General features: G+C 61.1%; 17 protein-coding genes and 1 pseudogene. 5 read left to right on the top strand and 13 right to left on the bottom strand.

Annotated elements, in window-relative coordinates; all coding sequences use genetic code 11:
* Positions 1–21: 21 nt before the first annotated feature.
* The 4 genes from H351_RS12870 to H351_RS12855 form a co-directional block, all read right to left on the bottom strand.
* Positions 22–2,946, bottom strand: a complete 2,925-nt coding sequence (locus H351_RS12870) for a Z1 domain-containing protein (RefSeq protein WP_019749268.1) — start codon at positions 2,944–2,946, stop codon at positions 22–24.
* A complete protein-coding gene (locus H351_RS12865) occupies positions 2,943–4,460 on the bottom strand; it encodes an ATP-binding protein (protein WP_029255761.1) in 1,518 nt (505 codons plus the stop codon). Before H351_RS12865 ends, H351_RS12870 begins: the two co-directional genes overlap by 4 nt.
* Positions 4,453–6,576 (bottom strand): hypothetical protein, encoded by a 2,124-nt coding sequence (locus tag H351_RS12860; protein ID WP_244891485.1) that lies wholly within the window; start codon positions 6,574–6,576, stop codon positions 4,453–4,455. The genes H351_RS12865 and H351_RS12860 overlap by 8 nt, the downstream gene beginning before the upstream one ends.
* A 109-nt stretch (positions 6,577–6,685) precedes the next feature.
* On the bottom strand, positions 6,686–7,786 hold the full coding sequence (locus tag H351_RS12855) for an LLM class flavin-dependent oxidoreductase (RefSeq protein WP_029255763.1): 1,101 nt from the start codon (positions 7,784–7,786) through the stop codon (positions 6,686–6,688).
* Positions 7,787–8,082: 296 nt separating this feature from the next.
* Between H351_RS12855 and H351_RS12850 the strand changes: the two genes are divergently transcribed.
* The gene (locus H351_RS12850) at positions 8,083–9,084 is read left to right on the top strand and encodes an MBL fold metallo-hydrolase (RefSeq protein WP_029255764.1); all 1,002 of its coding nucleotides are present in this window, start codon (positions 8,083–8,085) and stop codon (positions 9,082–9,084) included.
* Between the two features lie 42 nt (positions 9,085–9,126).
* On the opposite strand, the gene H351_RS12845 is transcribed toward H351_RS12850, so the two are convergent.
* Together H351_RS12845 and H351_RS12840 are read right to left on the bottom strand one after the other, a co-directional pair.
* Positions 9,127–10,047 carry a universal stress protein gene (locus H351_RS12845; protein ID WP_003940649.1) on the bottom strand — a complete coding sequence of 307 codons (921 nt, stop codon included), beginning with the start codon at positions 10,045–10,047 and terminating at the stop codon, positions 9,127–9,129.
* On the bottom strand, positions 10,044–11,489 hold the full coding sequence (locus H351_RS12840) for an amino acid permease (protein ID WP_029255765.1): 1,446 nt from the start codon (positions 11,487–11,489) through the stop codon (positions 10,044–10,046). Before H351_RS12840 ends, H351_RS12845 begins: the two co-directional genes overlap by 4 nt.
* A 160-nt stretch (positions 11,490–11,649) precedes the next feature.
* Here H351_RS12840 and H351_RS12835 point away from each other — a divergent pair, with 160 nt between their 5' ends.
* Together H351_RS12835 and H351_RS12830 are read left to right on the top strand one after the other, a co-directional pair.
* The gene (locus H351_RS12835; protein WP_029255766.1) at positions 11,650–13,443 is read left to right on the top strand and encodes an alanine racemase; all 1,794 of its coding nucleotides are present in this window, start codon (positions 11,650–11,652) and stop codon (positions 13,441–13,443) included.
* Positions 13,444–13,474: 31 nt separating this feature from the next.
* Positions 13,475–14,317, top strand: a complete 843-nt coding sequence (locus H351_RS12830) for a hypothetical protein (RefSeq protein ID WP_029255767.1) — start codon at positions 13,475–13,477, stop codon at positions 14,315–14,317.
* Here the strand turns inward: H351_RS12830 and H351_RS12825 are convergent.
* The 5 genes and pseudogenes from H351_RS12825 to H351_RS12805 form a co-directional block, all read right to left on the bottom strand.
* Positions 14,318–15,292, bottom strand: a pseudogene (locus H351_RS12825) (TauD/TfdA dioxygenase family protein).
* 64 nt (positions 15,293–15,356) lie between these two features.
* Positions 15,357–17,057, bottom strand: coding sequence for a dipeptide ABC transporter ATP-binding protein (locus tag H351_RS12820; RefSeq protein WP_029255768.1), 1,701 nt, complete (start codon positions 17,055–17,057; stop codon positions 15,357–15,359).
* Between the two features lie 36 nt (positions 17,058–17,093).
* Positions 17,094–17,948, bottom strand: a complete 855-nt coding sequence (locus H351_RS12815; protein WP_029255769.1) for an ABC transporter permease — start codon at positions 17,946–17,948, stop codon at positions 17,094–17,096.
* A complete protein-coding gene (locus H351_RS12810; RefSeq protein WP_029255770.1) occupies positions 17,945–18,904 on the bottom strand; it encodes an ABC transporter permease in 960 nt (319 codons plus the stop codon). The genes H351_RS12815 and H351_RS12810 overlap by 4 nt, the downstream gene beginning before the upstream one ends.
* Before the next feature lie 8 nt (positions 18,905–18,912).
* Positions 18,913–20,517, bottom strand: a complete 1,605-nt coding sequence (locus H351_RS12805; protein WP_029255771.1) for an ABC transporter substrate-binding protein — start codon at positions 20,515–20,517, stop codon at positions 18,913–18,915.
* 381 nt (positions 20,518–20,898) lie between these two features.
* Between H351_RS12805 and H351_RS12800 the strand changes: the two genes are divergently transcribed.
* Positions 20,899–21,324, top strand: coding sequence for a nuclear transport factor 2 family protein (locus tag H351_RS12800; protein WP_020970154.1), 426 nt, complete (start codon positions 20,899–20,901; stop codon positions 21,322–21,324).
* A 3-nt stretch (positions 21,325–21,327) separates the two neighbouring features.
* Here the strand turns inward: H351_RS12800 and H351_RS12795 are convergent, their stop codons facing one another.
* The gene (locus tag H351_RS12795; RefSeq protein WP_024488025.1) at positions 21,328–21,561 is read right to left on the bottom strand and encodes a hypothetical protein; all 234 of its coding nucleotides are present in this window, start codon (positions 21,559–21,561) and stop codon (positions 21,328–21,330) included.
* Between the two features lie 280 nt (positions 21,562–21,841).
* Here H351_RS12795 and H351_RS12790 point away from each other — a divergent pair, with 280 nt between their 5' ends.
* Positions 21,842–23,335, top strand: a complete 1,494-nt coding sequence (locus tag H351_RS12790; RefSeq protein ID WP_020970156.1) for a stealth family protein — start codon at positions 21,842–21,844, stop codon at positions 23,333–23,335.
* A gap of 51 nt (positions 23,336–23,386) precedes the next feature.
* Here the strand turns inward: H351_RS12790 and H351_RS12785 are convergent, their stop codons facing one another.
* Positions 23,387–24,754: an NtaA/DmoA family FMN-dependent monooxygenase gene (locus H351_RS12785; protein WP_020970157.1), complete on the bottom strand. Its 1,368-nt coding sequence runs from the start codon at positions 24,752–24,754 to the stop codon at positions 23,387–23,389.
* Positions 24,755–24,765: the final 11 nt, after the last annotated feature.

Below are 24,765 nucleotides of genomic sequence, written 5' to 3'. Positions count from 1 at the left end.
CTGTCTCCCACCACAACACACCTAGTTCGCATCGACGATCGCCCCTGTCCCTGACTGCTTCACCCGAAAACCGATTCGCCCCAACGGCTCCGCCGCGTGCGGAAGCGCGTACGAGAACAACGTCGCAAAATCGCGCGAGTCCACGGGACCAGCCTGTGCCCGTTTCAACTGACGAGGAGCCGGATCGTTCGCAAATACCAGAATCAATGCACCGCGAGTCTTCCGATGAAGAGCACCCGCAAGCGGTCCGCCGTTCTTCTTCGGGCTGCCCGCAATGTGCTCGATCGCATCGCGCTCACGAACGGCCGTACCGGTGAAACCTGTTCGGTACTCGCGTTCCTGGCGTTTGCGATTGACGATCGGAAGTTTCTCGTGCCAACCCTTGATCTCGATCGGCTCCCGGGTCTTGGGGTACGGAAGCAGAACTGCGAAGTCTTCGAGCAATCCGGATTCGATTGCGGTCGAGAGCGCTTCGCGGTGGGGACCGAAATCCCACCCGTTCGCCCACTCGAACTGGTCGACGGCCTCCAACACCACATGGGCAGGCACGATGCCGTATCGCGCAGTGAACGATCGCGAAACGTCATCCTTGTCAACGAAATTGAAGGACCCTGTTTCGTCCAACGACTTCAACAATGGTGTAACCGCCTCGAAGTGCCGAGCGTTGATCGAACCGTCGCCTCGCGGGGGCTGCATCGTGAAGCTGAAACTTTCACCACCCATGCCTCGATAAACCAGATCGGCGTTGAACATCTTGTTTCGAGCCGTTGGTCTGAGCCACGGCAGCTGCTGAAACACCATCGGCGGCACATCGCGTGGAGTGACCCACGGTTCGCCCTTCTCGTTCACGCCGCTGAACCTGGTGAGCTCGTTCCGGAACTCCTGCTCATCCCGAACGATCGCCTCGAACGCCTTGTACATGTCGTAGTCCGCGCCGGCGGGTCCGCCAACCGTGCGGCCGATGAACAGGCGCACCAAGTCTCGGTACCCGGGGCGGAATCCGAACCAGCGTCCCATCTGCATCAACGTGTCAGCTTGGCCCGTGCGACGCGTGTAATAAGTGATGGTCAGGCCCTCGACTGTGAAGCCGCGACTCAGCTTTGTTCCGCCGACAAGGATCTTCCATACTCCCCGTTCCTGGAAGTCGAGGGAATCCTGTTTGTAGTCCTTCTCGGCCGCCCCGTTGACCACGATGACGGGGCTGGTTCCCTCGGAAATCTTGTCGTAGGCGGCGCCGATGAACTCCTCCAGCTCACCGAACGAGCTGGGATTAGCCAACTCGCTACCACGCGCAGCACTCACCACAGCAAAGTCCCCGGCCCAGAGCTTTTCCAGCCTCGAGAGACTCTTAGCCTGGCTGTACCCCGCCGACTTCCACAAGGCCTTGAAATCATTGGCCACAGCGTCGTGCTCGGCCTGCTTCACCGATTCGTGCACCAACATCGTGTGGTGCCGATACTGCTTGGCGCCCTTCGATTCCCGGAAAAGCTTGATCGCCCCGGTCAGGACAAACGAGTCGAGGGCCCGCAGTTGCTCGGCAGAACGATCCTCGTCGCACTCGGCCCGGAGATCCCGTACGTACGCTTTCTGGTTCGAATTGGCCGGAGTCTTGTCGTCGTCTTCGAGATCGTCGAGATCGTGGAAGTCCGCACCACCCATGTATGGGCCGGGCCGCTCGAGACTGACGATGAAGTCCGAAGGAAAGACGTTGACGCTGTCCTCCGGATCGACAAACACATTGGCAAAAGGTGTTGCGGTGTAACCGATGTACTGGGCACGCTTGAGTAGACCGAGGATCTCAGCGATCTGACCGTTGATCGCCGTCCGCTCGATCTGCTCGGTTTTCATCTTCTTCGGATCGATCGTGTTCACCGATGCCTGATCGGCTTCGTCGTCGATGATCAGGGCAGGGATCTGATCGAGCTCGGTCGGGACTTTCTTCAGATCGGCCACCAGCTTCTTGAGGCTGGAGACGTTCTTCTTCACGACCGCGATACGAATATTGCTCGGGTACAGATTCTTCGGATCATTGAGTGGAAGAGAGTGATCCACGGTTTCGAAGTGCAGTGCGCTCAAGCCCGCGAGCAGACTCTTGTAGTCAAAGGTCGAGGTGGTGAGCCGACGGATAGCCGGGATTTCGTTCGTCTTGTTCGGATCGATTTCGTGTTCGAGAAAGTTCCCGTCCCGCCAGTCCTCGTCGTTGGCGTAGTCGTCGTCCACACCGGCACTGATGTTTTGACGACCGACCAATTCCATGTCGAGGCGTCGCTGAGTCTGGCTCCGGAGAATCTCGATCGTGCCTGTCAGAACGATGACCAAGCGGTACCCAGCGTCGATCGCCTTGGCTACTACGCCACTGAAATTCGCCGTCTTTCCGCTCTGGACGTAGCCGACCACCAAACCTTTGGACTGATACGGCTCCGGCCTGGTTGGGTCGGCGAGTCGATGCACAACCTCGGTCGTTGCGATGTCCAGCTTTCCGATTGTTGCTTCGTCCCAGTTCTTGTCGGCTAGAACTCGCTTGTAAGCCCGCCAATAGAAGTCGTGCTCGCGCCGGCGCTCGGAGGTGTACCAGGGGTCCCACGGCTGCTGAGCCGCAATGACAACGGGCCCACCTTCGCGAGGGAAGCGCGCATCCATCTCGGCGTGCGCGTCTACCGGCAGTCCCAACAGGTCGTAGATCCGAGCTCGCCGTTCCGGGCTCTGCGGGGTAGTCGAACCTACCCATGTCTCAACACTTTCCGCATCCCACTGCCGCAGACGCGAGGTGAGCGCCGTTCGTACACCGACCGCACTGTCGTCGAGGAACACATCGATGACGTCCGCGATGGTCAGGCCATCCGGATAGCTCGCTCGCAGGCGCGCGTTGACCGGGTAGAGCACGTTCTCGGGCGGAAACCCGTCACCGAGTTCACGTGCAACCGCACGGAATACTTCATCACTCACTGCACTACCTGCTCCCGGTGCGCTGCCACTGCGGAAATCAACACTTCCTGCCACGCCTGCAACTTTTCCCTCTGACGAGCGCCGATTCTCGTTCCTTCGAACATCTCACTCACCAACAGGAAGACAAGAGTCTTGAGCACCGGAGCATCAGCCGGGTCAAGGCTGCGGCGTCCGAGCAGATCACGCCGAAAACGCGCATTGATCCACAAAGTACGAGTCTTGAGGTCGACTTCGAAGAACTGATCACGCGCCAAAGCTCGCCAACCCACGGCAACAGGATCATCGCCGACACTGAATTCGAAGGCGTCGCTGAAGGAATCGAGCACGTCTTCCGGAAAGCCGGATGCCGGCTCGATGACGCTGATCGGCCGAGGTGCAGAACTTCGGGCTGCCCGCACCGCGCGCTCGGCGTCGCTCAAATACGAGCGGAATCCACCGTTCCCCTCCGTGAAGACGGCCCCGTCGACGGCAGCCGACACAGTGGCATCAAGCGTCACCCCCGATTTCTCGGGATTGATTGTGATGTGCTGCAGCAGAGAATCGTTCAGATCGACGGCAATTCGTGCCAATCCGTAATCCGGTCGGCCCCGCACTATCGCGTTCCATCCACCGATCTGCAGGAGTCGATCGTGCCGATAGAAGTAGAGCCCCTGCTGGTCGCGGCCGGGGGCGCCGTGGATACGGAATTCCGGTGCATTACTCCGAGCGGGCCACACGTGAGCTTCGGCGGTTACTGTGGCACCGGCGATCGACACGGTAAGTGTCCGAGGGTAGTTGAGGTCACCGGTGCGCGGATACCGGAACGGGTCGATGGCGCTGACCTTGCGCAGCGCGCCAGCGCGTCCCGCTTCGACGTCGAAGACATCGACAGTCAGAGCAATCCGGCCGGATTCGATGAGACGGTGAAATACGACGCCGAGATGACTGCGCACGTCGTTGATGGTCTGTTCGAGCCAGCTGGTCTGCTCGTCCGCGTGTGCGGACATGAGAAAGGTTGTGATGCCGCGCCATTCGACAACAGTTCCGGTGTCGAACGGAAAGCGAGGCGTGACTGCGTCGAAGAATTCGGCGGCTTGCCGGTCCTCGATCACCGAAACTGACTGACGCCCCTGCACTGAGGCGGAGTCGATCTCGCGGCCCTGCGTCGGGTGGCCCGACTTTCGAGACCACACTCGTAGCAAACGAGCCTGACTCAACGACGCTGCCTTCATCCCCACACCGAAATGACCCAGGTCCTCGGCGGCATAGTCGCGTCGACGGCCGTAGGTCATCGCAGCATCGATGGTGTCACTGTCCATGCCGGAACCGTTGTCGATCACCATCATCGACACGATCCGTGTGCCGTCCTGAACGAACCTGATCAGCACGTGGGAGGCCGCGGCGTCGAGGCTGTTGTCGATCAGATCGGCGAGCGCTGTCGCGATGGTGTGGTGCAAGCCAATGGCGCCGGCGAGGGACTCGTCCGCCGCAAGGATCTTGGTGCCCACTATGCGGGTGCCCGCGACGTCAGTCATGAGATGCATCCTTACCGTCTGCCTCGTCGATTTCGGATGATTCGCCGCGCCTCCACGCCGCCTCCAAGAAGTCCAGAATCACGTCCTCACCACGATCTTCGTACGCGCGCAGTATCTTTCGTGGACGGTCTTCGCCGTCCAGACACACGGCTTCGGCAAGGATCCGCACCACATGTCTCTCGGCAGTTCGCAATGGCTCGCGATTGCCAACCTCTGCGAGTGCCTGACGTAGTGGGTCGATGTCAGAGTGGACGATCGCCGGTCGAACCACGCGGAAGGTTCCGTCTTGCCACAGCTCGAGCAGCACGTCTTCGCCCTCGACAGCGGAGAGTTCACGCAGGAATCGGCGGATAGTGCCGAACGTCGGCTGCGCTCCGGTCCACCGAACTGCTTGAACGCCGAGGTGGCTCTCCAACTCGATGGTCTCGCCGCGCACACAGCCCGCAGCGACCGCAACACCGGCGGGCACCGCAAACCCGGAACCCCGTAGATGATCGGAGGTCACGGTCAGTCGATACCGCCACGTACTACCTGACCGGTACAGGCGGCGAGTCAACTCTGGCGTCTTCGCAGTGTTACGTGTCCGCTTGCGCCGGACGATCCCGTCACCACCAATGTTGAACTCACTGGTTCCTTCAGCCTCTCCCGAAGAAAGCGATTCCTCCCCAACGGAATCCGCACTTCCCCAGGCGTGCAGCCGCCACACTGCGCCGTCGAGCGCCACGCGATCGTCGGCCTCGAGCGCGCGCTCGATCGACCGGTCACTGCGATCGGACTTCAGCAACTCCACAAGCTCGACGACGGACTTCGGCGATCCGACGGCTTCGAGCGCGCCGACTGCCAGATCGGAGATCCGACGCGCACGCGTCAGCGCAGACTCCGCCACAACGACAACGCCGCACCACGCAAGCCACTTCTCCAGTTCGCCGCGTGACATCGACACCACTTCGGCGACGTCGTCGAGTGCAACCACACCGTTGGGGGACTCAAAGTCTTCCAGCAAGGTCTGAGTGCGTTTCTTGGCCTCCGCGACGCCCGGAGCGGCAGCCCAACCGTCAGTCACCTCGAAGTAGTCGTCGAGACGGTCCAGAACCAACCACAGCGGAACTCCGTAACCAGGCACCTCCGCCGCGATGCTCGGATGCACGTCGAGGAGGCGATCAAGCGAAGCTACCGGCTGAATCTCGACGCGCAGGCTGGCAAGCAGGTTCCCCACCGCCGTCCCGAATCCGCACGCCGCGTTGAGTTTGACTTTCACGTCGGCCTCGATCTGCCCGACTCGCCCCGAGCCCACACCGAGCTTGGCTCCGATCGCTCCCCTGCGCTGCGGAACTCGCGCCACGATCCGCTCACACAACACCAACGACTCCCGCTCATCCAGCTGCGAGAAGAGATTGTCGATCTCGTCCATCGCGTCAGTACGGTCGGTGTCGGGCAAGTCGTTCGGCGTCAGAGCCGAGATCCGGGCGGCAACTTCCTGAATCGAGGCCGGAGATTCATCGTCGATCTCGACGGTGACGAGTGGTCTGCTGTCCTGGCCTCGGACCCGTCGCCACATTGCCAGCTGAGCGAGATCGTCGAGCAGCGCTGTGATCGCGGGTGGGGCAACTGCTTCCTCAGCGGTCTCGACGCGGGCGAGCGGAGTCGTCATGACCGCACAGACCAACAGGTTGAGCACTATGTCGTGCACCGTCTGTTCGCTAGTTCCGCGCACGCCGAAGATCTCAGCGGTCGTGTGCGTCAGTAGACCGCCGATTGCTTTGTCGGTGGTGAGCCGTGACAACGCCGTCACTGCGCGAGTATCGAGACTCAACACCTCCAGCGGGAGATCTTCACCAAGGAGCGGAAAGCTCTCTTGTAATACCGCTGCCGCGTGGTGAGCGATGTAGAGGGACGCCAGCTCGGAGAGAACCTTCTCGAGATCGACCTCGAGAACAGTGAACGACGGCGCTTCGCTGAACCACCAATCAGGCGACGGGGACAGCGGCTCGAGCAGCGCAGCACGATCGGATACGTAGTCGTCCAACCAAGGAAACAGATCGACCCACAGCGTCTGACTCAGCTCGTTCGCGGGAAGCGAGTTCACACCCAACGTCAACGCACTACTCCCACTCACGGATACCTTCATTGCAGTCAAAACCGACCGCGATGTCGGTAACAAGTTACTGCAGCTTGTGAGCGGTCGCAGCGCCGGACCTGCTTACCCGACAGTCAGACTTCTCCGCTCAGTCGACGGCGGTGAAACCCTTCGCCCGATCTTTGTCGACCGACGTCCACAGCGTCGTCGACAGTTCGGCCTTCACCAGCGGGATGACCTCCTCGGCAAAGCGGCGCAGAGTGTCCTTCTGCTGCTCGAAGTCGAGCACATGATTGACCGACACCGATTGGAAATCGTGGCCGTAGCTCTGGTGGTAATCGAGGATCTTCTCGGCGACTCGCTCCGAAGACCCGACCAACGCCGGCCCGCGGTCGACGGCTTCCTCGATCGTCCGGAAGCTCGTCGACTTTCCGACCGCTTTGGGGTCGTGCTTGCGTTTGTCAGCTTGTGCAACGGCGCCCTCGTAGATCGGACGGAACTCTTCGATGGCCTGCTCGGTGGTATCGGCGAGGAACAATCCGCCCGAACCCGATCCGACGTACGCCTTGGACGGGTCGTGCCCGTACGCCAGGTACTGCTCGCGGTAGTGGTCGATCAGCACTTTGTAGTTCTCACGAGGCTGGAAGGCGTTGGCGGTGACGATGGGGTCGCCCCACTTCGCCGCGAGTTCGACGGCCTCGAACGAGGTAGCCGATCCATGCCAGATACGGAACGGTCCGTCGTAGGGACGCGGTAGCGTCGTCGCGCCCTCGAGCGATGGTCGGTGAGTCCCCACCCACTTGACGTTTTCCTCGCTGATCAGCAGTTTGAGGAGTTCGTAGTTCTCGGCCAGGTATTCGTACTGCTTGGCGATATCCAACCCGAGGAGCGGGTACTGAAGGACCTCGTTGCCCTTGCCGATCACGATCTCGAGGCGTCCCCGGCTCAGCTGATCGATGGTTCCGAAATCTTCGGCGACTCGAATCGGGTCGAGTAGCGACAGGACGGTGACACCCGTCGACAGCAGGATTCTGTCCGTGGCCTGCGCAATCGCCCCCAAAACGACGGTTGGCGCCGACGAAAGAACCGGCCCGGCATGGCGCTCACCCACCGAGAACGAATCGATACCCAGTTCTTCGGCGAGAACCGCCAGTTCGACGACGCGGTTGAGCCGATCGGACGGGGCAACTTCCTCGCCGGTCACTGGATGGGGTGGATTGAAAATGATGTCCAGAACCTGAAAACGCATGACCCGTCTTTCTCGATAACCGCACAGCGCGCCTGTCCCTCGGAGGCTAGTGCGCGGCGGCTCGACGGATCTGCCATCCGAGGACGCGCCCAACGCAACGAACTCGCGAAACACTCTATTCAGCAACATTTTTCGCCTCAATGAGACCATTCAGTCGATAAAACTCTCACCGATCCGAAGTCGACCGAAAACATGCCGAACTCCCGCCAGGCAGGACCTGTGTCACCGACCAATCGAGCGCACGGTAAACATGAAGTACTAAGAGTGCGTTCCCTTATCGTTAAGAGGTACTTGATATGAACGGTGCGGCAGCCATCGGTGATGGCATATTTCAGATTCCTGTCCCAATCACGGACAACCCGCTCGGGCACACGCTCGTCTACGCCATGGAATCCCCCGGCGGACTGATCTTGGTCGACGCTGGTTGGGGTGACGACAACGGCTGGCAGGGCCTAAACGCAGGGCTCGCCGAGATCGGGCATTCGGTGACCGACATCGAGGGCGTTGTGGTCACGCACTTCCATCCGGACCACACCGGACTGTGCGGACGGGTCCGCGAGGCATCCGGCGCCTGGATCGCCATGCACGAGGACGACCACTACCTGTTCGATCAGATGGCCACTGCGCGTAATGAGGAGTGGATGGCGTACCAGCTCGACAACATGGAACGTGCCGGAGCGCCCGCAGCTGACCGTGATGCCTTCCGACTGGCTGCCGCGGGTGAGTCTCCGGTGGGCCCCGAGTCCGCTCCGGACCGCCTTCTCGCCGACGACGAGATCATCGCGCTCACCGGCCGCGGCCTCCGCGTTGTCTACACCCCCGGCCACACGCCTGGCCACGTCTGCTTCTACCTCGACGACGCCGACGTCATGTTCACCGGCGACCACGTCCTGCAGAAGACAACACCGCACGTCGGCAACTTCGTGTACCCCCTCGACGAGCGTGACGCCCTCGCCGATTTCCTCGACTCGCTCGCACGGGTGCAGAACATGAACATCACCCGCGGTCTCGGCGCTCACGGCATTCCGATCGACGACGTCGGAGGTCGCGCCGGCGAGTTGATCGAGCATCACCAGGAGCGACTCGATCATCTGCTCCAGGAGTTCGCCGACGACAAGCTCACCGTGTGGGACGTCGCGGCAAAGATGAAGTGGTACAAGCCGTGGGCCGAGATCTCACCGATGGGAAAGACGATGGCGTTGTCCGAAGGTGCAGCTCACCTTCGCCATCTGGTTGCCCGAGAGCAGGTCTCTCAGGTTCCCGGCTCCGAGCCCGCGCTCTTCGCTCGCTCCATCTGAAAGATCAGGGCCGACAAGCACTCCGCTCGTCGGCCCTGATCGCTATTCCGCTTCGGCCTGATCGACTATTCGGGTCGACGCCGATCGCGGGACCACCACCACCGGAACCGGTGAGTACCGCACGATCTTCGCCGCCCGACTGCCGAGGAAGACCCGGGCCAGTGGACCTGCCTTGCTCGAGCCGACTGTCAGAACGTCACCTCGATCCCACTCGACGCCCTCGAGCGCCTCGGCCCAGTTACGACCATGGCTGATAACCGATTCCATGACGTCGGGTATTTCGGGCAGTGCACGCACGCGCTCGAAGGCAGCGTTGGTCTCACGCTCGACCACCTCGGCCCACTCGGAGATGATCGGCGAATCCCCCTCGGTCCCGAGCGTGGTCGTGTACTGCGCGTTCGCACGAACTGCAAACGCCGCCAATCTGAGTCCGGCATCGACACGCGCAGCCACAGTCGCGGCGGCGAGCACCAGATCGTCCTGATCGGGTGTGCCCGAGTATGCGGCAGTGACGCGGCGGACCACCTCACCGGGCTTGGTTCGAAATCCCCTCGGCGCCAGCGCGACCGGAACGTCGGAGCTGTGCAGCAAGCGTGAGGTGACACTGCCGAGAGCGACGTGACCGAACACCCCGGCTGTGGACGAATCCAGGACGATCATCTTGGCTTCGTGCTCGTGAACGAGATCGAGCAGGCCACTCGACGTCGACTGAGCCTCATGTACGACATAGGTCACGTCGACGTCGGAGGGCATGTCTGCCCGCGCTTTCGCCAGCGCCGCTTCGGCTTCGGCTCGCAACTGCTGGTGGTATTCGGCGTCGACACGCGCCATTCCGGGCGGTGGCGGCGAGGGAATCACCGCGCAGATCACCAGCGGTTCACCGGACGAGCGCGCCAACAGCGTTGCAAGATGGACGGTTCCGGAACTGTCACCGTCGGGTGCGTATCCCGCGAGCAGCGTCATGACTCGGACTCCGATCCCAATTCGGCGCGGTTCTTCGCACCGAGGCGCGAGTGCTTCATACCGTAGGCGAAGTACCAGATGATCGCGACGGTCACCCAGATGAGGAACACGTAGATCGTGACGGTTCGGAGGTCCTTGATGATCCACAGGCAGCCCAGGATCGAGAGGATCGGCGTCACCGGATAGCCGGGAACTTTGAAGCTGCGCGGCAGGTCCGGGTCACTGCGCCGCAGGATGATGACTCCGATCGAGACCACGAGGAAGGCCACCAGGGTTCCGATACTGGTCATTTCGGCGAGGAAGTTGATGGGAATGAAACCGGCCAGAATGCTGATGACGACGCAGACGATGATGGTGTTGGGCACCGGCGTCAGAGTCCGCGGGTTCACCTTGTGGAAGATCGACGGAATCATGCCGTCGCGTGACATCGCGAACAGGATGCGGGTCTGACCATAGATGACCACGAGCGTGACGCTGCAGATCGAGATCACCGCACCGGCGGCCAGAAGTGTTCCCGGCCAGGTAGACCCGGTCACCTGTTCGAGGATGGCGGACAGCCCGGCTTCCTGACCTTCGAACGATGCGGAATCCTGTGCACCGATCGCCACGGCGACAACGGCGATGTAGATCGCGGTGACGGACACGAGCGCAATGAGGATCGCGAGAGGGAGATTGCGACGAGGGTTCTTCACTTCTTCGCCGGCAGTGGACACAGCGTCGAGGCCGATGTACGAGAAGAAGATGATTCCGGCGGCGGACATGACGCCACTGAATCCGAACGGTGCGAAGTCGGCGAAGTGATTGCTGTTCCATCCGGCGATGCCGACCACGATGAAGAGCAACAGAATTGCGAGCTTGATCGAGACCATGATGGCGTTGGCCTTGGCCGATTCACTGGCGCCGCGGATGAGCAGAACACCGCACAGGCACACCAGGATCACTGCGGGCAGATTGATGATGCCGCCCTGCTCCGGCGCTTGTGACAACGCGTCGGGGATCTGGAACCCGAAGAGGTTGCCAAGCAGCTGGTTCAAGTATTGCGACCATCCGACGGACACCGCCGCGGCCGAGACTCCGTACTCGAGAAGCAGACACGCGCCGACGGCCATGGCCGGAAGCTCTCCGAGCGTCGCGTACGCGTAGGAATACGACGAGCCCGACGCCGGGACAGCTCCGGCCAACTCCGCGTAACAAATCGCCGTGAGTCCCGCGACGATACCGGCAACAACGAAGGAGATGATCACTGCCGGACCGGCGACCGGGACCGCCTGCGAGAGGACGAAGAAAATACCGGTGCCGATCGTGGCGCCGATGCCGAACATGGACAACTGCGCCAAACCGATACTGCGGGTCAGCTCACCGCCGTTGGTATCTGCGCCGGTCTCCTGGTCTATCTGCAAAGCCGGCTTGCGCCGAAGTACGTGTTTGACGAGAGTAGCCATCGACGCTCCTCTAGAGTGCCTGGTAGGAAACTGTTGTATCCTTATACTGCACGTAAGTGTCCTGTGACACAACAGCTGGAGCAAAGTTGCCCAGCTCACGCCAACCGTCCGGTCTGGAATGCCCGGATCGTGAACCGCCTTCGGAGAAAACGGGGAGATCATGACCGGACCGACCATCACCGTCGACCTGCGTCGTATCGAACAGAATGCGCGCGTCCTCGTCGAGGCGTCCAGCGCTCACGGTATATCGGTGGCCGGTGTCAGCAAATCTACGTGCGGCTCCCCCAAAGTGGCACGAGCAATGGTCCGCGGCGGCGTCGCGCAGATCGCCGACTCCCGTCTGGACAACCTGGCCCGCATTCGCCGCGACGGCATCACCGTTCCCCTGATGCTGATCCGCGCACCGTCGCTCAACGAGATCGACGACACGATCCGCTACGCGGACATCAGCCTCAACTCCGAGTTGACGACGATTGCTGCGCTGGGCAGAGCAGCACAAACGCGAGGCGTCGTCCACGACATCGTGCTGATGATCGACCTCGGAGATCTCCGCGAAGGGATCCTGCCGGCGGAGGCGTTGGACGTAGTCGCTGAAATCCTTCCCATCGAGGGCATCAGACTGATCGGAATCGGCGCGAACCTCGCGTGTGTCGGTGGCATCCAACCGACCGTCGACAACCTGTCGAATCTGGTCTACCTAGCCGACGAAATCACGAAGCGGTTCTCGATCGAACTGCCGATCGTTTCCGGCGGCAATACGTTCTCGCTGCCACTACTCGAGACGGGCACGATGCCCGAGGGGATCAACCATCTGCGTTTGGGCGCCAGCATCGTTTTGGCCGAATCACCTACTCCCCCCGGACTGTACGAACTGCTGAACAACGATGCCTTCACTCTCACCGCGGACATCATCGAGGCCAAGGTCAAGCCGTCGCGGCCGTATGGAGTCTCAGGGGAAGACGCATTCGGCCGACGCCCCGTCTTCGACAACGAGGACAAGCCGAGCCGACGCCTGATCTTGTCCATCGGCCGCGAAGACATCTCGCCGGAAGGCTTGACCCCGATCGATCCGCGCCTGAAGGTGATCAGCGCCAGTAGCGATCACCTCCTCGTCGACGCCGGAGAAACAGGCGACGAATACCGACTGGGTGGCACCGTCGACTTCACGATCGATTACGGCGCGCTCTTGATGGCGATGACATCGCCCTACGTCGAAAAGCGCTACGTCCTGGGCACCGAACCGATCGATGCCAATGCGACCGTCGAATTGATCGACCTCGAAACTAGCGGGCTGGCAAGCCATCTCCTCGATCACGGTCTGCGCGAGGACATGTCCGGAATCGGTTTCAGCTGCATTCAAGGAGAGAACGCCGCCGCGGATCTCACGACGTTGCCGCTGTGGCTCACTGCCGAGGCCTGGCAGAACACCAAAATTCCGATCGCCACCGAACCCGGAACTGATTTGGGTGCAATTATTTTCGCCTCCCACGGCGATATCGAACAATTGCTGTCGTCGGCGGCGGATCTGCACGGCCCCAGTTTGGAGAACACCGTCTTGGTGGGCGTCAAGAACGCCACGGTCGATCACAAGCGCGCACTCGACGAGTACGGAGTATTGCTGGTGACGATCGACGAGATCGATCGCCATGGCATGGCGGCCTTGATGCCTCGCGTCCTCGCCGCGGCGGGTCAGGGTGTGAACGGCGTCCACGTCCACTTCGACCTGGACATCATCGACGGGCGCGTTCTCGGCGTCGACGACACGACGCATCTGGGCGGCCTCACATTCCGAGAAGCGCACCTCGCCGCCGAATTCATCAGCGAGACCGGCCTGACGAGATCGATTTCGATCGGCAGCGTTGTGGGAGCGGATTCCGATCCTCTCGGCCGTCAGGCGACCTTCGTCGACGGACTGGTTGCATCGCTGCTCGGGCGCAAGGTGGTCAAAGCCTGACGTTGTCGGCAGCCCTTGCGAGAATCGTTCGATGATCACGCGGAGCTCCGGTCAGCACGTATTCATCGCACTCGGCACGCCGTGGCTCGATGCCGTGGTCGCGTTTCTCGAACCCCGTGCCCGTGTCGATCCCTGGATCATGCGCGGAAAGATGGCCATCGGCGACCTGCTGATCACTGTTCTCGACACCACTCCTCGCACGCTGCTCTGCATCGAGACCGTGGCTGCGCCCTTCGACGGCACGTCGCGGATGGAAGTCGATGAACGCCCGTACGAACTCCACGGTATGCCCACCGTTCCAGAACTCGAACAACGATGGTCCATCACGTTTCCCACGGATCCAGGGCCGGTCGACGACGCACTGGCCGACCAAATTCTCACGGCCGGCCAGTCACACTATGCGCACTACTTCGGCGACATCGACACGCTGGATCCGACGTCCACCGCTGCCCACGCCCGAACGTTGATGAACGAGCGGGGCAACTGCACAGGTTGCAGCTCACCGATGCCGTTGCGAAAGTTCAACAGCGGCGATCGCCTTCACTTTCATTCCGCATCACGGATCTTCAGGCAGGCTGAACCTGGTGACGACTACCCAGCCGTCCTGTGCCGCAAATGCACCGGAAGGATGGCCACGTCCGGGCACACCAACTTCATCGACTACATGCTGGCGAAAAATCCACCGTGCCCACTCTGCGGTGCACACAGAACCGCTCAGTGTTCCCCGGGGATGCCGGTCCATCCATTCGATCACCTACCGTGGCTCGCCGGAACAGGCTGCGTCGTGGGACCGGACACCCCGGAATGGACGTGCCGAGCATGCAATCACTCATGGGGACAGATGTTCCCGCCGGATCACCCGCAGCAGGACTGATCAGTTCGCGGCAAAGCCGGGAAGCCGGTCGATGTCTGCAACGATCGAGAACTCGGATGCATCGCCCTTGATGATGCGGCTCTGCTCACCGTGGACATCGACGGGAACGTCACCGGCCAACGTCACGCGATGCACGCTGCGCGCCTGTGTCCCGTAATCGGAAATCCCGTAATGCTGGGTTGCCTGGTTGTCCCAGATCGCCAGATCACCGGGAGCCCATGACCACCGAACGGTGTTTTCCAACTTGATGATTCGTGCCTGCAGAAGCTGGTAGAGAGCAACCGACTCCGACGGCTTCAGTCCGACGAACTCCTTGACGAAGTGACCGAGAAGCAGAGTCTTCTCCCCTGTCGCAGGATGGACCCGAACCACCGGATGCTCCGTCTCCTAGATTTCGCGAGTGAATTCGGAGTAGTTCGTCACGCGCTGAGCGTCGCCTTGCTTCACCTTGTCGATAATCTCGGCGTAGTCGTATGCATTGGTGTGGACAGCGCGCAGATTCTCGACCAATACCTTGAGCGAATGCGGCAGTTGGTTGTACGCAGCCGTGGTAGACGCCCACGTGGTGGCTCCGCCGTACTCGGGAATTGTGGTCGCGCGCAGGATCGATGCCTTCGGGATGCGATCGATGAAAGTGACGTCGGTGTGCCAGCTGCTGGCAGCGCCGTCGAGCACCAACAGCTTGTTGTCCTTGGACTTGAGAGTGGGATGCGTGGTGGTCTGGCTGCCGAGGGTTCCGGCGAATTCGTACTGCGACGTGTCGTCGAGATGCTGCTGCCCACGGAAGAACACAACCTTGTGCGCTGCCAGCGCATAGTTGATCGCGTAGGCGGTCTCTTCGGACAGATCCCCAGAGAGGTGTACGCCGTCGATGCGGGCGCCGATCAGCTCACCGACCTTGTGGACAGTGATTCCGCCGGCAGCGTAGATCTGCTCCGGGGTCTGAGTGACGCGTTCGAGTTCGGTGATGGACATGTCAAGCTCCTATGAGTCTGCAAAAGGTTGAGGTGGTGGTAATGCTGTTTGATGTCGAGACGGGTCAAACGGCAACAGTCAGGTCGGGAACCAGTGATTCCCGTTCCCGCCCGGCGCGCTGACGACGCGGATCTGGAACAGGCACCGCGGCAACCAACTGTTGTGTGTAGTCCTGGCGTGGCGAGCTGAATACCTCTGCAGCGGGGCCCTCTTCGACCAACTCCCCGCTGCGAAGTACCGCTACCCGGTCGGCTACCTGATTGACGACTGCAAGATCGTGGCTGATGAACAGACATGCGAAGTTGTATTCCTCCCTGAGATCGGCAAAGAGTGATAGAACATCGGCTTGGACGGAAACATCCAGAGCGCTGGTCGGCTCATCGGCCACCAGCAGTCTCGGTCCGAGGGCAAGTGCTCGGGCCAGCGCAACACGCTGGCGTTGACCACCGGAAAGTTCTCCTGGTGCCCGGTGAGCAAAAGACTTCGGTAGGCGAACTGATTCGAGTAACTCCCCCACCCGGTTTCGCAGCAGGGCTCCGGTGGCAAAGCGATGGACTTCGAGTGGCTCGCCGACGCTTTGTCCGACCGTCCGACGCGGATCGAGAGATGCCGCAGGGTCCTGATGAATCAAGGCCATTCCCTTGCGGAGGCCCCGAAGATTCGCGGCGGAGATCTTTCCGAGATCGGTTCCGTCGAAAGCAACGATGCCACTACTGGCCCTGATAACACCGAGCGCGGCCCGGCCGAGAGTTGTCTTCCCTGATCCCGATTCACCGACCAGTCCGACAACCTCGCCGGCCTGAACCGTCAGGCTCACCTGATCGACCGCACGAAACTCTTTGTTGCCCAGCCTCGCCGGGTACACGATGGAGGCCGCGTCGAACCGCAGGATCGGCGGGACTTGCGCGTCGCCTTCGCTATCGATCAGAGCAACCACAGGCTTCGGCTGGTCGGCCTCCGGCAGACGTGGCACGGCCGCAAGCAAAGCCTGTGTGTACGACTCACGCGGCGTCGCAAAGAGATCGAAAACGGACTGCTGCTCGACGACCCTGCCCGATCGCATCACCAGCACGCGATCTGCGATGTCCGCAACGACACCCATGTTGTGTGTGATGAGCAGTATTGCAGTGCCCGAACGATCACGCAGATTACGCAGGAGTTGCAGAATCTCGGCCTGCACGGTGACGTCGAGCGCAGTAGTCGGTTCGTCGGCGATGAGTAAATCAGGAGAACCCGACAACGCCAGCGCGATGACAACCCGCTGCTTCTGTCCACCCGAGAGTTGATGCGGATACCAGTCGACCCGACGCTCCGGTTCCGGAATCTCCACCATCCGTAGAAGATCGATTGCGCGAACTCTGGCGTCGGCACGCGAGATCTTGCCGTGTGCCCGCAGCGCCTGCGCGATCTGCCAACCCACCTTCTGCACTGGATTCAGTGCAGTCTGAGGCTCCTGGAAAACCATCGCGGCCCGAGTCCCCCGCAATTGATTGAGCGTCGCCTCGTCGGCACCGAGCACCTGTTGGCCACCGAGTTGGATCAACCCGCGGGCCTGCGCGCCGTCCGGTAACAACCCGAGAACAGCGCGTGCGGTCAACGACTTACCGGATCCGGACTCGCCGACCAACGCCAATATCTCACCGAAACCCAATTCGAGGTTGACGTGGTCGACCACAGTTGTCGACGAGCCACGGGAACCGTCGGCATCGAACTCGATCACCAGATCCCGGATGGCGAGAACTGCCTGTGCGGGTGTTGCATTCATGACTACGTCCTTGAAGTGGTGGTGGCGGTGGCAATTTCAGATTCGGCGGGCCTTGCCCAGTCCCTGGGCGATCAGCAGGAAGCTCAGGACCAACGCCGAGACGATCACCAACGGTCCGATCGCGTAGGCCGGATTGGCATCGAGGTTCGGAATGGCGCCCGCGATGATCGAACCGAGAGACGGATCCGGCGGGCGCACGCCGATTCCGAGAAAACTCATCGCACTTTCGGCGAACACCGCAACCGACATGGAGAGCGCAATCTGCACACCCAGCGGTTCTACGGCGTTGGGCAGCACATGCTTACGCAGTACCCACCACCGCCCCGCACCGATTACCTCGGCCGACTCCACGAACGGGAGTTCGCGCACCTTCAACACCGTCGTTCGCACCAGGCGCCCGAACAAGGGTATTTCAGCAGCCACGATCACCGCGATCACCGGCGCTACTCCCGGCCCCGTGATCGCGACCAACGTGATCGCCAGAATCAACAGCGGGAAGGCAAGAATCACATCGAAGATCCGCTGTGCGATGACATCTGCCACCGAATTGATACTCGACACCAGGCCTGCGAGCGAACCGATGATCGCGCCCACTGGCACCGCGACGAGCACGATTACGAGGTTGATCCGGATTCCGTAAAGAGAACGGGCGAAGACGTCACGGTTGACCTGATCTGTTCCGAACCAGTGCTGTGCACTGGCCCCCAGCAGATTTGCACCCTCGATCTGCTCGTTGGGCCCGTAGTGGGTCAACAGTGGAGCAGCAATTCCCGCTACTGCGATGACCACCAGGATCAACACACCCGCCAACCCCTGACCGTGCGTCAGAGCAGCGCCCACAGGACGAGATCGCAGAACCCTTTCGTCAACAGACTGATCGGCCACCGTCATTGCTGCCCTCCGATTCGGATGCGTGGGTCGAGGTAGGCATGCACGATGTCGGTCAGAAGTTGGATCAGAACGAAGATCGTGACCGACAGCAGGAGCAGCACCTGCACCACCGGGTAATCCCGCCGACCGATTCCCTGCTCGATCAATTGGCCGATGCCAGGCCAGGCAAAGATCGCCTCAACCAGTACGGCTCCGCCGAGAAGGTGCCCGGTCTGAATTCCGAGCACGGTGAGCATGGTTGGCAGTGCATTGCGTAATGCACTGCGTGTAACCAAGTTCCACCGTGGCACACCGGCTGCGCGAGCGGTTATCACGTACTGCTGCGCCATCTCGGTGCGCAGCGCTTCGGACAGGAACCTGGTGAGAGCGGCCGCGACAGGAAGTGCGAGGCACAGTGACGGCAGCAGCAGGTACTGGAACGTGATGTCGGGACGAGCGAGATACCCACCTGGTGGAACACCACCGGATGGCAGAACCGGAATCAGCACCGCGAAGACGAGAACCAGGAGGATACCGGTCACGAAGTTGGGCAGAGCAACCGAGAGAGTGTTGAGAAGGTTCACCACCGAGGTCAGCCATTTCTTCGGCCACACCACCACCGCAACACTGAGCACCAGACTCAACACGACGGCCAGCAGCAACGCACTTCCCGCCAGAACTGCGGTGTTCCCCAACCCCGCCAGCACCAGATCGGAAATCTGGCCCCCGAGAACGAACGAACGCCCGAGATCCAATGTCAGTACGTCGCCGATCCAGGTCAGGTACTGCGCGGGAATCGACTTGTCGAGACCGAGCGAATGACGAATGGCTGCAATCGCTTCCGGAGTTGCATCGGGGCCGGCGAGAGCCAACGCGGGGTCGCCAGGCACCAGACGCATCACCGAGAAGATCAATATCGACGCGAGGAAGAGAACCACCACCGCCGACGGTAGTCGCCCCGCAATGTAACGAATCATCGAATCCCCTACGCCAGGAATGTGTTGGCGAATTGTGGCTGGCGACCCTTTGTCCAGGCCAGACCACGAACGGTCTCGGCCGCCGATACCTGCGGCACGACAACACCGATCTCGATCAAGAACAACTCGTTCAACAGTTGCGTGCCCAATTCGGCATACAGTTTCTTTGCCTCATCGCTCGAACCGTCGGGAACCTGCCACGCACCCTCCGCTGCGGCGGAATACGCCGGCGAACTGAACTTCGAGGCATTGTGTGCAGCGTTGAACGGGTAGGCGCTGACCGTCAGGGTTGACGGAACATATTGCGCAAAAGTGTGATTGGTCAGCCAAAGTCCTTTGAACTCAGCGCCGATCAACTGCTTGACGAAGATGGATGCCTCGACAGGATCCAATTCGACGCGGATCCCTGCCTCGGCGAGATTGGCCTGCACGATCTGCGCGGCGGCTTCGAAATCCGGGCTCGCTCCTGTGTAGGTCAACGGAATGGTCGGCAGTGCACCCAGATCGCCGACCAGGGCGCGCGCCTTGTCGACATCGCGAGCGTAGGTCGCGTTCTTGGCAGCGTCGTAGGCGGGCGACGACTTCGGCCACGGCAGATTGACCGCATACCCCGTATCGCGATACACCTCACTCATGATGCGGTCACGATCGATCGCGTAGGCCAACGCCTTTCGTGCCCGCACATCGGTCAGCCCGTCGGCGGTGACGTTTGCGCCCAGGTATATCTGTAGTTCCGCACCCTCGATCGAGGTTGTCACGAACCCGCTGGTCTTGGCCAAGTTCTGTGAGTCACGGAAGGGCAACGACGCCGGAGCAACAAGAGAGACCTGTCCGGACTTCAGCGATGTCAGGCGCGCTTGGGCGTCCGGAACGATCCGCGCTTCCACGTGATCGAGGTACGGCCGCTCGGCGACCCAGTAGTTCGGGTTCCGATCGAAGGAGATGGAACTGTTCGGGGTGCGTGAGGTGAATACGAAAGGGCCCGTACCAACGAAGGATTCACCGGTCACCGCCTTGTCGAACGTTTCGGGGTCGAAGATCGGCGCTAGATCGAGAAGATCGAAGATGTTCCCGGTTCGGTGTGCGAGGGTGAGAACCAGCGTATTGGGATCCGAAGAGTCGAAGCCGGCGATGGCGGCCGCCGTACTCCTGAGCTGGGCCGAGAATTTCGGGTCCGCATAGGTGCGCAGCGAGAACTCCGCATCAGCGGAGGTGAAGCGCCGGCCGGAGTGGAAGGTGACGTCATCGCGCAGATCGAGCGTGAGCGTAAGCCCGTCGTCGGACAGCTTCCAGGCCTTGGCCAGAACTGGCTGTGGCACTACCGAATCGAGTGGATAGCGGGTCAGGGTCTCGTACACGAGCCCGGATATCGTGACACCGGCAACGGTGGTGCTGGTCAAAAGTGCCGCAGGGCTGACGTCGTCCGGTATCGCCAGTGTGAGCGTCCCACCTCGAACCGGCTCAACTGATTCACCTGTGTCCGAACGTTGTTCGCCGACTGCAGAGGAGCACGCGGCCAGTGAGCCGCTACCGAAGATGGCGAATGCGGCGATCGCACTGCCACGGAAGAAGGCACGGCGGTCGAGACCGGCCGTCGAAAGAGACGAGTTCACGGAGGTGTTGTCCTTCGTAATAGGTGCGCAGCTGTGCACTCTCAGGGCACACGCTTGCGAGAATGGGAAAGAGTGTCGTTCCGACATGCTCACTCCCGGGAATTCAGAAAAGCGAGCTGCTACGACAGTCGTTGTGGCGCTGAAGAAGTCAGAGCCGACATCGAGGAGCGACGGACACGGTGTGAAACCTCCCGGTCGGAATTAAGGCTTTTGCCTTCAGGGGATACTCAACCATTTCCCCTGATATCGGGGAAATAGTTGAACTCACGGTGATCTGAATTTCTCTCAACTGCTGCCACTGACTGGGACGCCTCGGTGTTCGGTCGGTCCACGGGCAATATCCTGCGATCCACCACAGCACCCACACGTACGGAGAACAGCATGCAACCCGAGGGCCCTGCCGAACAGATTCGTTCAACGCTCGCTCGCATCGCACATCTTGCCGATACCGGCTCGGTCGAGGATTACGTGGAGCAGTTCACACGCGAGGCCGAATGGAACATGCCGGCCAATCCCGATCGCGGTATCCCCGCACAGGTACGACGTGGCCGTGAAGAAATTGCTGCTGGAGTAGTCGAGCGCAGGGCGGCCGGAATTCAAGGGCCTGGCACGTTCACACGTCACGTCACCACGGCGATCGCCGTGAACGTGACGTCGGAAACTACAGCCCGCGCGGATGCGGTGTGGACGTTCTACGTCGACACGACCACAACTCCCAAGCTCAGTGGCGTCGGGAGCTACGCCGACGAGTTCGAGCTCGAAGATGGGCGGTGGCGACTGTCGCGACGAGTGATCTCGCGCGGCTGACGTTCAGTCTTCTTCGCCGGTGATCGCCTCACACCAGTCTTCGACCTGATCGATCCCCTCTTCCGTCCATTCCGGGCTCATGTCTTCCAGTGCATCGAAGACCACCTCGCAGGTCAGCATCTCCGGTGAACCCTCCGACCCCGCCGTCTCGGCGCCTTCAGCAGAAGCTGTGGCAACTGGGCCGGCGGCCAGCGCAACAGCCATCGCGCCTGTTCCGACCATCGCTTTCACACGCATCGGTTCTCCTCCTTCACTCTCGCTTCGGTCCTCGGGGTACCCGACTCGCCCCGCCCTACCCATCGCCGTCACTCATGTCCGACTTTCGGCGCCGACGGCATAGACTGAGCTCGTCGCCACCACGCTCTCGCAGCGTCGGGGGCGACAGATACACAGCTGGATCAGAATCGGAAGGCATCCCATTACAGAATCTCCCGCTCCGCACGACATCTACTTCGTACCCCCGGAGCAGGACAGCCCCAATCCCGTGGAACCGGCGTCGGCCGCGTCACGCGCACGGATGGGCGAGCTACCCGAGACCGTCCGATTCAAGAATCGTTTTGCCCTCGCGATCACGACCACCACGCCGCTCGAAGCGATGGTCGAAGATCTCCTCTTCATCCGCGACATCCTCGACGCCGCAGGAATCGAGTATCTGCTCGTCCGCGGAAACGACGAGCGCCCCGTGATCGCGGTGAGCTGGACCGAGCGCAAAAACCTGCGGCAGGCGCTTGTCGAGGGATGCGCCAACGCACCCTTCTATTCCAAAACCGTCGACGCGAAGAAGAGCCCAGCGCTCCTTGTCGCGGACGGTGCCCTGTCGAAAACCAACAAGTCACGGATCTTCCGCTTGTTCCGTCCGCGGGTTCACGTCGCAAGCGGCATGAACTACGGCGCGAACATCGGCGTTCAAATCGAATTGTGGTCGATTTCCGACGAAGAAATCGTCCTACCCGTCGAGAACTCACTGACACGACGAACCGTCCTCCCCGAAGAAGCTGTCCGAGGAACCGTCGAGCGATTCGGCCGGATCTGGCCGACTATCGAGAACATGTTCGCCGATCATGCCTCCGATATCAGCTTCGATATCGATCTGGTCTTTTCCTGGGTCGACGGCTCTTCCAAGGAGTTTCAGGCTCAGCGCGCCAAGCGCATGCAGAACTACATCGTCGGAGAGGGCGACGAATCAGAAGCGCGCTTCCGTCAGATCGACGAGCTCAAATACGCGCTTCGATCCATCCACATGTACGCGCCGTGGATCCGGCGGATCTTCGTCGCAACCGATTCCGATCGTCCGGACTGGCTTGCCGACGATCCGCGAGTCACGTTCATGCCCAGCGAAAAGTTCTTCGCCGATCCAAGTGTGTTGCCCACCCACAATTCTCAAGCTGTCGAGTGCCAGCTGCACCATATTCCGGGTCTGGCAGAGCATTTCCTCTACTCCAATGACGACATGTTCTTCGGTCGCCCCGTCGGCCCGGACATGTTCTTCTCCCCCGGTGGGATCAGCATGTTCATCGAGGCCGACACCAGAATCGGATTGGGACACAACGACAACGACCGCAGCGGGTTCGAGAATGCGGCTCGCGTCAACCGCCGGCTACTCCAGGACCGCTTCGGTCTGATGACCACCAGGCATCTGGAGCACGCAGCGACGCCACTACGCAAAAGCGTGATGGCCGAGATGGAACGCGAGTTCGCCGAAGACTTCGCCGCAACTGCAGCAAGCACCTTCCGCGCGAGTTCCAATATCTCGGTGACCAATTCGCTGTATCACTACTACACACTGATGAGTGGACGGTCGGTGGTACAGAAGTCCGCAGCCGTCAAGTACGTCGATACGACGGTCAAAGCCGGTTTGCGCGACATGGACTCACTGCTCGCCAAGCGCTCCATGGACTTCTTCTGCCTCAACGACGGCAGCGCTCCGGAAATCGATCTGGAACTTCGCACACGCAAGATCACGGAGTTTCTGGAGAGCTATTACCCCATCCCGGCGCCCTGGGAAGCCTAGACAAAACAAGGGCCCAGCCGATTTCGGCTGGGCCCTTGCTACTTCGGTCGATCAGCGTGCTGTCGCACGCTCCCGCTGCACCGGGATGGGCAGTCCGAGATTGTCACGCAACGTCGTTCCTTCGTAGTCACTGCGGAGAACACCTCGATCCTGCAGCAGCGGCACCACGTCGTCGACGAACTCGTCGAGGCCGGTCGGCACGAGGTGCGACCCGAGGATGAATCCGTCCGAACCGTCGTTGCTGACAAACGAATCTATTTTCTCGGCAACCTGCTGCGGTGTACCGACGATCGGTCCACGCTCGAACTGATCGATCACCACTTCGCGCAGATTCAACTTCTTGCTCTCGGCTACCGCGCGCAGTTTTGCGACGGTCGCGAAACGATCTTGGTGAATGAAGGCGCGGCCCTGGATGATCGGCGGAGCCTCGGGATCCGGAGCGATATCGGGTAGTGGTCCTTCGGGGTCGTACTTCGACAGATCGAGATTCCAGATCTGTTCGAGCAGAACCAAAGCGGTCTGGCCGGTGACCTGCTGGTCGCGAATCTCTCGGTACTTCTCGATCGCATCTGCCTCCGAGGTGCCGAGAACAAAACTCGCCGACGGCAGGATCTTGATGTCACCCGGGTCACGTCCGGCCGCGACGGCACGTGCTTTGATATCGCGATAGAAATCGGCCGCCTCGGGCAACTGACCGTACGGTGAGAAGATCGCGTCGGCATTGCCGGCAGCAAAATCGCGCCCCTGCGGCGACACCCCGGCCTGCAGAATAACCGGGCGCCCTTGCGGGCTACGCGGCACTGTGAATCGGCCGTTCACGTCGAAATGCGATCCATGAAAAGCGAATTCACCGGCATCCGGTCGCGCGAGAAAGCGCCCTGATGCCTTGTCTGCCACGATGTCGTCGCTTCGCCACGAATCCCACAGTTCACGCACCAGCGCTACGGTCTCCTCCGCACGCTCGTATCGTTGCGCGCGGTCGAGGTATCCGCCGCGGCGAAAGTTCTGGCCGGTGAATGCGTCGAACGAGGTGACGACGTTCCAGGCGGCACGCCCTCCGGACAACTGATCGAGCGTCGCGAATTGGCGGGCCAGTTCGTACGGCTCGTTGAACGTGGCGTTGATGGTGCCGGCCAATCCGAGGTGTTCGGTTACCGCCGCCAACGACGCAAGGACCGTGAAGGTGTCCGGCCTACCGATGATGTCTTGGTCGAAAATCTGTCCCGCACGCTCACGAAGGGCGAGGCCTTCGGCGAGGAAGAAGAAGTCGAACTTCCCACGCTCGGCGGTTCGAGCGGTGTGCTCGAAAGAATCGAACTCTATCTGGCTGCCCGCCTGCGGATCCCACCATGCAGTGTGATGGTTGACGCCGCCGAGGTAGGCACCCAGGATGACCTGCTTACGCTTCTGAGAACTCATGAGAATCTATT

It is taken from the genome of Rhodococcus erythropolis R138, from assembly GCF_000696675.2.
GTDB classification, from domain to species: Bacteria; Actinomycetota; Actinomycetes; order Mycobacteriales; family Mycobacteriaceae; genus Rhodococcus_F; species Rhodococcus_F erythropolis.
The sequence above is the reverse complement of the archived record's forward strand: the minus strand, read 5'-3'. Positions and strand labels throughout refer to the sequence as shown.

Excerpts from the sequence above, each read along its gene's own strand:
- H351_RS12850 (WP_029255764.1), top strand. The coding sequence starts at position 8,083 with ATGAACGGTGCGGCAGCCATCGGTGATGGCATATTTCAGATTCCTGTC.
- H351_RS12810 (WP_029255770.1), bottom strand. The coding sequence starts at position 18,904 with ATGATTCGTTACATTGCGGGGCGACTACCGTCGGCGGTGGTGGTTCTC.
- H351_RS12845 (WP_003940649.1), bottom strand. The coding sequence starts at position 10,047 with ATGACGCTGCTCGCGGGATACGCACCCGACGGTGACAGTTCCGGAACC.
- H351_RS12815 (WP_029255769.1), bottom strand. The coding sequence starts at position 17,948 with ATGACGGTGGCCGATCAGTCTGTTGACGAAAGGGTTCTGCGATCTCGT.
- H351_RS12785 (WP_020970157.1), bottom strand. The coding sequence starts at position 24,754 with ATGAGTTCTCAGAAGCGTAAGCAGGTCATCCTGGGTGCCTACCTCGGC.
- H351_RS12835 (WP_029255766.1), top strand. The coding sequence starts at position 11,650 with ATGACCGGACCGACCATCACCGTCGACCTGCGTCGTATCGAACAGAAT.
- H351_RS12840 (WP_029255765.1), bottom strand. The coding sequence starts at position 11,489 with ATGGCTACTCTCGTCAAACACGTACTTCGGCGCAAGCCGGCTTTGCAG.
- H351_RS12855 (WP_029255763.1), bottom strand. The coding sequence starts at position 7,786 with ATGCGTTTTCAGGTTCTGGACATCATTTTCAATCCACCCCATCCAGTG.
- H351_RS12790 (WP_020970156.1), top strand. The coding sequence starts at position 21,842 with ATGGGCGAGCTACCCGAGACCGTCCGATTCAAGAATCGTTTTGCCCTC.
- H351_RS12800 (WP_020970154.1), top strand. The coding sequence starts at position 20,899 with ATGCAACCCGAGGGCCCTGCCGAACAGATTCGTTCAACGCTCGCTCGC.
- H351_RS12830 (WP_029255767.1), top strand. The coding sequence starts at position 13,475 with ATGATCACGCGGAGCTCCGGTCAGCACGTATTCATCGCACTCGGCACG.
- H351_RS12865 (WP_029255761.1), bottom strand. The coding sequence starts at position 4,460 with ATGACTGACGTCGCGGGCACCCGCATAGTGGGCACCAAGATCCTTGCG.
- H351_RS12795 (WP_024488025.1), bottom strand. The coding sequence starts at position 21,561 with ATGCGTGTGAAAGCGATGGTCGGAACAGGCGCGATGGCTGTTGCGCTG.
- H351_RS12820 (WP_029255768.1), bottom strand. The coding sequence starts at position 17,057 with ATGAATGCAACACCCGCACAGGCAGTTCTCGCCATCCGGGATCTGGTG.